The organism is Vibrio sp. V09_P4A23P171, assembly GCF_963875615.1.
Lineage (GTDB): Bacteria > Pseudomonadota > Gammaproteobacteria > Enterobacterales > Vibrionaceae > Vibrio > Vibrio anguillarum.
On record NZ_CAWNMR010000023.1, the window covers coordinates 1 to 12,014 of the forward strand.

General features: G+C 36.8%; 8 protein-coding genes. 6 read left to right on the top strand and 2 right to left on the bottom strand.

Annotated elements, in window-relative coordinates; all coding sequences use genetic code 11:
• Both AACT23_RS09230 and AACT23_RS09235 read right to left on the bottom strand, forming a co-directional pair.
• Positions 1-240, bottom strand: a 240-nt coding sequence (locus AACT23_RS09230) for a response regulator (RefSeq protein ID WP_141195566.1), incomplete at its 3' end; no start/stop codon positions are given.
• Between the two features lie 4 nt (positions 241-244).
• Positions 245-3,736: a response regulator gene (locus AACT23_RS09235; protein ID WP_094129905.1), complete on the bottom strand. Its 3,492-nt coding sequence runs from the start codon at positions 3,734-3,736 to the stop codon at positions 245-247.
• Between the two features lie 578 nt (positions 3,737-4,314).
• On the opposite strand from AACT23_RS09235, the gene AACT23_RS09240 reads away from it, so the two are divergent.
• The 6 genes from AACT23_RS09240 to AACT23_RS09265 all read left to right on the top strand — a co-directional run bounded on the left by AACT23_RS09240 (position 4,315) and on the right by AACT23_RS09265 (position 11,815).
• Positions 4,315-7,359 (top strand): DUF1592 domain-containing protein, encoded by a 3,045-nt coding sequence (locus tag AACT23_RS09240; RefSeq protein WP_255211893.1) that lies wholly within the window; start codon positions 4,315-4,317, stop codon positions 7,357-7,359.
• A 5-nt stretch (positions 7,360-7,364) separates the two neighbouring features.
• On the top strand, positions 7,365-8,609 hold the full coding sequence (locus AACT23_RS09245; protein WP_094129911.1) for a DUF1552 domain-containing protein: 1,245 nt from the start codon (positions 7,365-7,367) through the stop codon (positions 8,607-8,609).
• Between the two features lie 144 nt (positions 8,610-8,753).
• Entirely contained in the window at positions 8,754-9,275 is a 522-nt protein-coding gene (locus AACT23_RS09250) for a winged helix-turn-helix domain-containing protein (RefSeq protein ID WP_094129914.1), read from the top strand.
• Positions 9,276-9,776: 501 nt separating this feature from the next.
• A complete protein-coding gene (locus AACT23_RS09255) occupies positions 9,777-10,628 on the top strand; it encodes a RhoGAP domain-containing protein (RefSeq protein ID WP_094129917.1) in 852 nt (283 codons plus the stop codon).
• Positions 10,629-10,780: 152 nt separating this feature from the next.
• On the top strand, positions 10,781-11,278 hold the full coding sequence (locus AACT23_RS09260; RefSeq protein ID WP_094129920.1) for a hypothetical protein: 498 nt from the start codon (positions 10,781-10,783) through the stop codon (positions 11,276-11,278).
• A gap of 150 nt (positions 11,279-11,428) precedes the next feature.
• Positions 11,429-11,815, top strand: coding sequence for a hypothetical protein (locus AACT23_RS09265; RefSeq protein WP_094129923.1), 387 nt, complete (start codon positions 11,429-11,431; stop codon positions 11,813-11,815).
• The last annotated feature ends 199 nt before the right edge of the window (positions 11,816-12,014 follow it).

The window sequence follows — 12,014 nt, forward strand, 5'->3', positions numbered from 1 at the left end:
GTATAAAATAATATAATTTTGATCAGTATGAGGGGGGCATCGTTTGATCACTTCAAAACCGTCGAGATGAGGTATCCCAATATCAAGAATGATGAACTTAGGATTTAAAGTGTTTATTTTCTTAACAGCTTCAATACCACTTTTTGCTTCTCCTATCACCTCATGCCCTATTGAGGTGATAACATTTTTTAAACATTCTAGTACAACGGAATGATCATCGACTAAAAGAAAACTTGCCATAAAATTAAGCCTTATCTTTATTTTTAATAATAGAACTAATGCTTGTTATTAATAACGTCACTCTTTCCGCTATTTTAGCTAGTGTGACTGTTTGATTGTCTTTTTCAAATAGTTCACATTTCTCCAATAAATCAAGGTCGCCTATAATTCGCGTAATACCCTTCAATTTATGCACAATAGACTGAAATTCTTCATTACAATTGGTTTCTGACAATTGACTTTCAATTTCCTTCAATGCGGTATGCAATAAATGGGTCAGCTCTTGGAATGATTGACCTGTCTCGTAAGAAAAACGGCGAACATTAACGATATCAATATGTTCATCTGCCAGTGTTAGATTCCTGTAAATAGTGTCCTGCAAGTCTTTAAGATTTATTGGTTTAAATATGCAATCGTTCATGCCTGATTTCAAACACAATTCGAAAACCTCAGTTTGGGAATTGGCTGTAAATCCTATAATTGGCATTGATTTTGTCCTATTTTTTATTTCCCATGAGCGAATCACTTCTGTTAGTTCAAAGCCCGTCATGTCGGGCATGTAACAGTCAGTGATCAACATATCAAACTGGGTTTCAGATTGGTTGATCAGCCGCCAAGCTTCTAATGCACTATGACAAGTTACAACATCGATATCTAATATACTTAGTTGTTTCTCTACTAGACGACGGTTAATATCATAATCATCAACGACTAATATATTTTTCCCGCTTAATTTAGCCTTATAAGTATTTTTATCTATTGAATGAAGCTTATTGTTGTGACTATGTTCACATACACTGTTCAATGTCGATGTTTTGGGAATGGCTAATTTGATTTCCGTTCCCAAGTTAATGCCACTTTTTATATTTATATCTATATTTAGTATAGAGCATAATTTGTGTGCAATAGCTGAGCCTAAGCCATAACTATCAGTATCTTCAGAATCTGTCACGAATGGAAGTGCCATATCGTTAAGTTGACTATCGCTCATACCTACACCTGTGTCAGAAATAATTATAATTACATTCTCTTGTTCAAGATGGCATGCTATCGAAACTGAGCCAGAATCTGTGTACTTTATGGCATTACTAAGTAAATTATTAAATATTTGACGAATATAAACTTGATCAGTATAAATATATGTATCTTCATCCACATCAACACTAATAATGAAGTCCAGATTTTTTTGATTACACAGAGCAGTAAATATACTGGAGACGCTATTTATTAATGTGGTTACATTGATGTATTCTATGTTTAGATTGCTGTTTACCACCTCCATCTTTGATATTTCAAGGATGTTATTAACTATGTCAATTAATCCTAATGAGGCATCATATGCTTGCCTAATATATTTGTCTTTTTCCTCAATAAATGAAACTTCTAACGATCCAATAATGGCATTTAATGGGGTTCTAATTTCATGGCTCATGACGGCTATAAAATTAGATTTATCTCTGTTAGCTTTTATAGCTTCATCTCTAGAAATGATTAATTGAGAATTAAGATGGTTGATTTCAGTCAAATCTATCCAACCAGTAATAAGTCCTTTAGTTTTTCCATCTACATGATAGGGAACTGACCATTCTTTCAGTACCATCTCCTCATCATCTCGTATGAATTTAATGGTATTGTGAGTTGGTTCAGGTGATTTAAGCATTTCAAAAAATCGTACTTCTTCATTATCCAAAAAGTCTTTACCTAAATGTTTATTCGGATACTCGGAAGTTTTTTTTCCAAGAATACAGAAATCACTTGTATCCTTAGAACTGAACTCAGAAAATGACTTATTGAAATGAACAAACCTAGATTCAGTATCTCTAACAACAATAGGAATAGGAATGCCGTCAATGAGGTTTGCTTTAAATTTCCATTCTGATAATACTTTCTTTCTTCGTATTTCTCTCAGAGAGAAGATAATTAAGTATATAAATATTAAAAACAAAATGACTAATATAATATAGAAATATTGATTAACCTTATCTTCTTTTTCTACCCAAACAGATTCCGAATTTACAAGATAAGAATCCCATTTTTCATTTGATTTATCAATGTAACTGAATCCTAGGCTTGCAATGGATTTATCGAGTATGCTTTTGAGCATCTCATGATGTTCATATTTTTTGCTAATCACAAACCTGAGGTCGCCTTGATATTTTGTTGATATGACTTTATAAGTAAGCTCCTTTTGAAAGTATACATTGACTAAAAAATTCATGACTTCACTGTAACCATAGGCGGAATCAGCACTTCCCTTCGCAACGAGTTCCACTGCCGTTAATGTATTGTCTGTAAAAATTATTTTTGAATTGGGGTAGGTATTTTCTAAATATTTTTTTAAGTTGTAAGTACCAGAAACAGCAATTGTGTTATTTGTATTTTCATTTTTCTTTTTACTGGTAACCACTGAAATTTCGGTTGATGCATAAGGGATGGTGTAAGATAAATAGTCGTCCACTTCCTTTGAATAAGATGCTGATGGGCTCATGTTAACACGATTACTCATTATGTTACTCACGATGTCAGGAAGTTTCGTAATTCTTACCCACTGAAACTTCAGCCCCGTTTTTACACCAATTGTTGAAAGGAAATCTGAAATTATACCAGCTTCATTTCCTTTTGAATCGTAGAAAGTATAGGGTGGCAAAGAACTATTGAATGCGACAGAAATAATGGGTTTTTCTTCGGCTATCCATTTTTTTTCAGCTTGTGTTAATTCAATGGGATAGCTATGACTAGCATCGATGTGCCATATAGATTTAATCAGTTGGCTTTTATATCTTAAGTGTTTTAAATTAACCATATTTTTATATTCTGGGTTTTTGTAAATAAGGTATCGTTCAAAATTTTTGTCGAAATACTTAAATATATTTACAGCCTTACTATCAATTTTGTTCATTAAATATATGGCAGAAAAATAATTTATTATGGCGAAATCAATATCACCGTTGATCATGGAAATATAAGCATCATTGGCACTATCGAAATGAACACATTGGAAACTATCATACCCAGAGTCTTGTAGCTCGTTACTAAAGCAATGATTGACATAACCAATCGAAAGGTTGCTATTAAGTTCAGGTCTATCATTAACAGTTAATGCGACATACTTTTCTGAAATGAAGGTTGTCTTTTTATAATCGCCCTCATCAAAACCGGATCCTGCAATTGAAAATTGAATCAAGCCATCGTCCATAGCTCGCTTTAGTTCATCCATCGAAGCGTAAGAAATGTAACGGATGTTATCTTTTTCGCAGGGGAAAATCGTCATAAGGTAATCTGACTCGATTCCAGAAATGTAATTGTCAAATTTTATTCTAAATGGTTCATCCAAGTCATCAATAATACCTATATTGATATTTTCATTACTCTTCTGGCAGGATCTGTCAAGTGAAGAATAAAGCCCACTACTTGGATAAATTTTGCTTATTGAATATTGTGATTCTAATTCAGAAAAAGCAGATGTTGAAAATATGGTGGAAAGTATAATCAATGCTGATTTTAATATGTTGCCCATAGCCTATACACCACTTAATAGCTCTGACTATTGAGTGTAATCTTTCATTAGGAATTATCAAGCTTATCCCTTGTGAGTTCGTGTAAAGCTCGTGAAGAAAGTCTCATATTTTTATGGTGTGGAAGTTTTTTTATGGTGTGGGAATTTTCTTAAGTCATGAGCTGGCTATGGTCTGCTTTGACTGATGCTCATATTATGATGTCACCGAAGGATATGTGTGAATGCATGTGAAATTATGTGAAATTCTCAACCTTGAGATTATTGATGTGGGTGCATGGGTGCATAAGCAGTTTGGTTATAGCTCAATTGACTGAAACTGAAGTGTTTTAAAGCACTAGAATAGTATGGCTCTGTCTGTATTAAAAGCTAAGACTGAACACGGTCATGCTGTATGTACGAATGAATATCTCTGCTGTTTATTTCCTTAATTGATGCTAGTAAGTGATTTCTTCTTTGTAATTGATGGAATCACTTTTTTATTGTAACTAAAGTGTTAATGATATTTTTAAATATAATTATCCATATGTTGGTTTCGATGCATGATTATTGATGTGCATAAATACGGGAGAGTATTATTTGTGAAAAAAGATAAAAGAGTAAGCATATATACGGTCGCTATATTAGCTGTAATAGCAAGTCAATATGCGTTTGCTGCCGATGAATGGCAGGCAAAATCCTATGTAACTCATTCCCAAGTTTGTTATCAAAATGGGTTATTTAAAGCCAAATGGTCAGCAAGCCCACATAATGTACCTGACCTTGATGGCCCTACGTCCTCTTCAGAACTAGGATGGGGTATACAGCCTTGGTTGTTACTTGAACGAGAATCAGCACAATGTTTAGGCGGTGAACCACAAAACCAACCGCCATTAGCTAATGCTGGTCAAGATGGCTCTCATGAAGCACCTACACAAGTATTATTACAAGGTAATCAGTCCAGTGATCCTGATGGTGACGCCTTGGCGTTTCTCTGGGAGCAGGTTAGTGGCCCGGCAGTAACGATTGAGAATGCTAATAAAGATGTGGCTATTTTCCGTCCTGGCAATGTTATTTCATCGACAAGCTATGTCTTTAAGCTAACCGTGAATGACGGCAAAGCCGCAAGTAGTGATACGGTGACTCATGTCGTTAATCCCAAACCGATTATTGATCAAAACAAACCACCTAAAGCGAACGCAGGGTTAGATCGTACGCACGAAGGCTCAAATGAAGTATGGCTATGGGGACGAAATTCGAGTGATCCAGATGGCGATGAATTGAGCTTTAGCTGGCGTCAAATTGGTGGACCATCGATAAATATCGAGGATGCAACGAGCGATGTAGCAAAAATTCGCCCAAGAACGCCCGGTACAACGCAATATGAATTTGAACTGACTGTTGACGATGGCCGTGGTGGTATCGATAAAGATACGGTAGTACATACTGTCGTTCGCCCCGAAGAAGTTGGCGACTCAAATCTTATTGTGCGTGCACCTCAAAAACCTGTGGATGCGAATGAAAATTTGAGCACATTGAATTTAGTTTCAGGAAGCGAGACAGTACCCGCAGATTTTATTTGGGGTATTGAAACGGGGTTAAATATTCCGCAAGGAACCTATTCGGTTAAATTTCCATTTACGCTACGCAGCATTCCAGAACCATATAATCAAACAGAGATTGTTGTTGACTCAGCGCAGAATGCTCCAGAGGTGGCATGGACGTACACAAATTTTTCTAGCGTGCAAGGTTATGGTGAGCATTTGCTCGCGACGACTTGCGCTAAATGTCACGGTCCGGGGAAACATTTAGAAATCAGTGCGGATAGATCACCATCAACCCAATTGATTGAAGCGTTCCAGTTTGACGATAAAGCCATTGAGAAAAAAATCGCCAGCATGACGACAAAATCAGGTGTTTTTTGTGATGAAAATTGCCAAATCACTATGTCTGACTACCTTGAAGAACTATGGGTTGATTATTGGTTAGAACCGGAAGTTGCATCGGGGTATGGTCAGAGAAACATGCTGCTGCTTTCACGTCAAGAATATATCAATACGGTCAAAGATTTACTGAATGTTTCGATTGATAGTGATCTCTTACCCCTTGATGACCGCAGTACCATGGTGGAGTATTTTTATTCTAACCCTGCCAATATGGGTTATATGACCAATGATAAGTTTGATAGTTACCTTAATGCGGCTTTAGCCGTAGACGAGCAGTTGGATATTGCCAGCGCGAGTGGTTGCGCTGTGGGTGGAAATAGTGTACAGGCCTGGAATGCCAGCACTATTTATGAAGGGCATACCAAAACACAGGTCCACTACAAGGCGAAGGAATACTTAGCGGTAACTTGGAGTCGTGGAGCTGAACCAGATCAAAACTATGTGACTTCTGGGTCAGCGAAGCCGTGGCTTCTGATCGGTGATTATGAAGGTAACGATGAAAACTGCCTTGATTCTTGGCTGACCAGTATTGGCGAACGTTTATTCCATCGTCCACTCACTGAACAAGAGCGAGATAAATACCTTATTTCAGATGCCAAAGGTTCAATATTAAACATGTTAGTTTCACCGGCATTTTTATACAGAACTGAGTTTGGTACGCCAAATGATCAAGGTAAATATGACCTAAACGCTTACGAAGTTGCTTCGATGGTGGCTTACCGCTTATGGGGTTCGGCGCCAGACCAACCACTGTGGGATAAAGCAAAAAATGGAACCTTGTTAACGCCATCGGTATTGAGTGCGGAAATTGACCGTATGCTAGATGACCCCAAAGCGATTGATAATTTTACCCGCTTCGTTATGCAAACGTTAGATTTTGATGAAAGTCGAGTTGTAGTTAATCGAGGAGATCTAACAGAAAAGCTTGGCCGAGATATGCTGGAAGAATTGAAACTGTATGTGGCTGATACTGTATTTAATGACAAGAAAGGTACCTACAGCGATTTAATGTCTTCCGATACCACTTTCATTAACAAAGACCTCGCGCAGTACTACGGTTTTGGCAGTGTTACAGGAAACAACTTTAACCCTGTGAAAGTACCAGAAAGTCGTGGTCTAGGTTTGCTCAGTTTAGGTGCGGTTGCCGTTGCTTACGCTGATGACAATAAAACCCGTCCAATTCCACGTGGCCGAATGGTACAGCGTTCATTACTTGACTGGAATGATGCACCACCGACAGGAGCCACTCCCTCAAGTATTGAAGGTGATCACTCGACACGTGATTATTGGACTCAAGGCACTGGGCCTGCGAATCCTCAGTGTTGGGCTTGTCATGAAAAAATGAACCATGTGGGTTTTGCGATGGATGTTATCGATAAAACAGGTAAATACCGTTCAACAGAGAACTATATTTCTATTGAAGGCACAGAATACCCGAATGTTGCTTTATCTACTGACGGCACCTTAGTGAATAAATTTGGTACCACTGTTGGTCAATTTTCAAACTTACATGGTTTAGCGAACTTAATGTCTGATGATGAGTTAGCGAAGAATGCGTTTATCAAAAACTATTTCGCCTACTTAATTGGTGAAAAAACAGAAATGTTGACTGACCTATCAGCTGACTATTCAAAAATTGAAAAAATCAAAGACTTAATACGTGATGTCTTGATGTCTGAAACTGTATTGGTAAGAGAGTAAGTCGCATGAAAGAGAATATACAATTAACTCGCCGCCAGCTGATTAAAGGTTCGGTAGCACTAGGTGTAATGGCTGGTTTGGGTCTCCCTAGTTTCAATGTGCATGCTGGCCGTTCTTCAACAAGCCCAAAGTTCATCTTTATCAGTTTTTCTGACGGTTACCCACGAGGAACTTGGCACCCAACTATTAGTGGTGGACAACTTGCCATGAATGCTTGTACCTCACCACTTGAAAACTATAAAGATTATGCCGTTTTCATTGAAGGCAATAAATCTCAAGGAGGCAGCGGGCATGATGGTTATAAGGGCCAAATGCAGGAACGAGAAGGCCAAGGATCGCTCGATTACCACTGTGAACAGCAATACGGTTCTGGAATGGCCAAAAAAGCTTTGCGCTTAGGAGTAGACACCAATTATTGGGGGCATGGCGGTTTTGTTGCCACCCGATCACCCAATGGTGCTTTACGCGCTACGGATTCACCACATCAGGTTTACAATGATCTGTTCGCTGGAGAAAGTGGTAGTGGTGAATCTCCGCAGGACGTAAAAAAGTTGAGGTTACTGGCAAGCAGCTTAGAAGACGTACAGATTCTACAAACTCAATTGGAACAAGTGGCGGTAAGCAAGTTACAAACGATGGACAGTGTAGGGGCTTCACTTCAGGAAGAGTTACAAAGTTCAGGTATTGTAACGGGTGAATGCCCTACTTACATTTATGATCAGTTAAATCAGGGTAATGGCCGTGACCTTACGTTGAACTTGCAAGTGGCGAATACCATTTTGGCTTTGGCTTGTGGTAAGACTCGCGTAGTCACGTTGTCGCTGGGTACGTCTAACGATTCAGCGCAAGTGGCGAGCGTCAGCGCTATGGTTCCGCATGATGCTTCACATTACGGGAGTAGCACGATTAAGGAGACGTACATTAGGCACCGCCAATGGTATTTGAGCAGCGTAACAAAACTCATTGATCAGTTGAAAAAAATCTCTGATCCAGAGGTGGGCGGCAGCTCGCTGTTTGACAATACCATTATCATGATCTCTTCAGAAATGGATGATGGTAACGCGCATAGCTCTAATGATTTACCTGCCGTACTACTCGGAGGCCAGAATACCCAATTAAATACGGCCAACGGCGGACGTCTGATTCAAAATCCCACAGGAAATATGGGGGGCATTTTGCGTTCATTCTCGGATGCTTATGGATTAAATGCCCCGTATACGAATAGCCCCATCCCAGGGTTATTTAAATAAAATCGATGATAGGTTCATGAGTGTTCATGAACTAGAGAGATAAAATGAATTACACGCAGGTTATTTGAAAATCACTTGTGTGTGATTCATAGTTAATTACATCACATGGACAAGGATGTTGTTATGTAACCAAGGTGCAGAGATATGAATGATAGACGTTACTTTTTAGGCAATGGCATAATTTTCGACTCATTAAAACGAGAAATTATAGTGAATGAGCAACTTTTACGCTTAGGCGGGAGAGAGTCTGAAATTTTAAAGCTATTGTGTGAAAATCCTAATATGGTGTTAACTAAAGAAGATATCCATATAAAAATTTGGGGCAGTATTTACGTTAGTGAAACATCATTAACAAAAGCGATTTCTAATTTAAGAAAAGCTCTTTTAGTAATTGAAAATCTCTGTTTTGAGATAAAAACCATTCCTAAAGAAGGATACATTTTAATCTCTGATTCGATCACTGCCTTATTGCCAGAAGAGTCACCAGAAGTGTTAGATGAAATAGAAAGAGACAGTTCTAATTACTCTAAAGTTCTTAAGCAAGAATCAAATGTCAACATTGGTTATTTCAGAGCGTCACAAGAGCTTAGGTTAATGTTTTTTGTATTATTGTCTGCAATGTTTTCTTCTTCAATGACTCTTCTTATTAACAATGTATTAATGTGATTTCTAGGGAGGGTTTTTAGGTTATTTTCGTAAGAAATAAGCAGCGATTAACAGTAATGATCTAACTCAAATCCACAGTTTAATATCAGGCAGTTAATAATGGAATTGACTGCTTGTTCTCATCATGTACGTGCTTTCGATGACTATTATAAATAGAAAATCGAACACCTTCATTACCTCGAACAATAATGATTGTTTAATCATAGCATGACACATGTAAAGCATGCTTGCATTGAATCGCCTTAATCTTACTGGTTAATGACGTTGTCATCATCCTAATGGATCTCCCAGTGTTGATTTTCATGGTTTATAAGTTTGCGCCACGTTGCATTCAACTAATTGTTTTTATTTGATTTATTTTTATTCACAATCACTCTGAATGATTCACGTGTTCAATGTGGTGATGTGTGAGATTTTAAAAATGTGATGTAATTAAACTAAACGCGCATTACATTAATGACTAAACGCCATTAATGATTAATGAATGTTGGAGAAAAATTTATGAATATCAAAATTATTAGTCATTTGCAGTCTTGGGTAAACTCGATAGGGTCTAGCCATAAAAATTCATTTGATGTACTATCTATTAAACAAAAGAAAATTGAAAATCGTATTAAAGAAATGTTGTCCATCGCAGATGCGAGTGCTTGTTATGAGAAATATCAACAAAATAAAAAGGCTCTTAGTGATCTACCTTATAATGATAAAGATAGTAAAAAAAACATTCAATCAGAAATAAGAAAGCTAAATAAAAAATCATCGGAAGAAATGAAAGGTGTAGTTAGGAAAGAAAAAAAACTCAATAAGTTGTTAGATAAACAAGCGAAATTTAATATAAAAATAGGAAAAACAAAAGAAGCAAAAGCAAAAAATGCCGTGAAGCAGTTATGTGAGATGATGGCGATTAATACAAGATTTATAGAATCTGAAGGTATTTTTAGAATTTCATCTAACAAAACTGATGCAGATAAATACAAAAATAATGCTGCTAATTTGTTATCAGACATTGGAGAAAATAACGTCTCTGATATGAATGTGGTGGCTCTTGTCATTAAGGATCAACTAAAAAATTCCTTGACTACCTCCGACCATCAAATGATCGCAAGTTGTATTGAAAGATTGAGAACGAATGATAATCTTGTTTTTCAACAACAGGATTTACCCACTAGCATTGCTGATGTCGTAAAATTATGTAAAAAAATAATCGATGAGCCAGCTAATAAAATGAATGCGGAAAGTTTGGGAATTGTTTTGGGGCCAAATATGGTACCTGATACAACTGTAGATCCTGATTATTATCATAAGTGTAATCATTTTTTTAAAAAGCTGCTTGAACAACGCGAGATAGCGTAAATTCCATATCGTAAATATAAAACATGCCAAAATTGTCGTGTTGTTGATTTAAGCGACACGACAAAAATTTAACTAATTAGCTTTGAGTTATGCATTTTAGTGATATGATACTTTGGTCATATGGTGTTGTATGTATAATTTAAGGGATATTTATGAAACCATCGTTGAATACAGTTAATCTTGAGATACTCTCCCACGCGATTTGTGATAATGATGTAACGATAAATAAGGAAATCGTTACAATAAGAACAATAAGAGAATATACAGAGAAAAATATCGTGCAGCGTCAGCAATGCCGTAATCATTCTTCACCGAAATTAAAACCTTTGAAAGATAACAAGATCATCCAGCCTTTGACGAAGTCTATTTTGACAGATCATCTGCTGCTTGTACCTTATCGCTCCTTTTGTTTGGCCGTACATACTTATATCAAATCGACACAAGATTTAGACAATAAGAGCAAGAAAAAGGCTTTTTATCATATCCACCACTTTTATGTAGAGGATGATGTGGCTCCTAATGTTTGGCGCGGAAAACTTCGTGGTCAAATTAATGTCGTTGCTAACATTGAAAAAAGCAGTCGTTTTCGAACCCAAACTAAATTTAGAACAAGCGTAGAAGGCGTTAGCGATATTGATTCAGATGATTAAACCGTTTGGCTTTTGGTTCATCGCGCCAAGTTTATCGGCCATGACGAGATTTTCATATTTTTTCGCATATTAACATTTTTAAAAGTAGACAGCAGTAGCGATGATGTAACCGAAACACAACAAACCCTATTTGTATCGAGGAATAAAGTAATGAAAATTTTTAATTTTGGTGCATGCACTTCGTCGGAAACCAAATCGCTTAAAAAAGAGATAAAGAGCATTAACGAGCAAATCAAACTTATAAAGCAAAGCAAAAATGGTGGTGCTAACAGTCCAATTTCTGGTTATACCTTAAATAGCGAAATTAACAGTACAAAAAATCGCATAACGAAAATCAAATCAACACTAACAAGTCTAGATAAGTTAGATGTCAAGCATCAAGATAAGGTTAAAAACTCAGAAGGATATAAAAAAATGGAAGTGGGTCGTCGCGAGATTGAAAAAATCGCGAGTGATCGTAATCGAGCTAATTCGCCTGCAGCACCCAAAACTACTACTAAAGCGGAAAAAAGTTATTTAGGTGACGGTAATAGTTAATTAGTTAATTAATAAGGGTAATCAACCCGTAAACCGCGTAAGAACGGTATATCTAAATTTTTTATGATAAAAATATAGACGTTTCAACTTGTTTAGCCACCGTTAAAGACGGTGGTTTTTTTTGCCTAACATTATTTTAGGTTCGTTTAGAGGGTTTTAGCCACCAATGAGTTTACCAATGTGATGAGTAACCTTATGT

Excerpts from the sequence above, each read along its gene's own strand:
- AACT23_RS09265 (WP_094129923.1), top strand. The coding sequence starts at position 11,429 with ATGAAAATTTTTAATTTTGGTGCATGCACTTCGTCGGAAACCAAATCG.
- AACT23_RS09235 (WP_094129905.1), bottom strand. The coding sequence starts at position 3,736 with ATGGGCAACATATTAAAATCAGCATTGATTATACTTTCCACCATATTT.
- AACT23_RS09255 (WP_094129917.1), top strand. The coding sequence starts at position 9,777 with ATGAATATCAAAATTATTAGTCATTTGCAGTCTTGGGTAAACTCGATA.
- AACT23_RS09250 (WP_094129914.1), top strand. The coding sequence starts at position 8,754 with ATGAATGATAGACGTTACTTTTTAGGCAATGGCATAATTTTCGACTCA.
- AACT23_RS09260 (WP_094129920.1), top strand. The coding sequence starts at position 10,781 with ATGAAACCATCGTTGAATACAGTTAATCTTGAGATACTCTCCCACGCG.
- AACT23_RS09245 (WP_094129911.1), top strand. The coding sequence starts at position 7,365 with ATGAAAGAGAATATACAATTAACTCGCCGCCAGCTGATTAAAGGTTCG.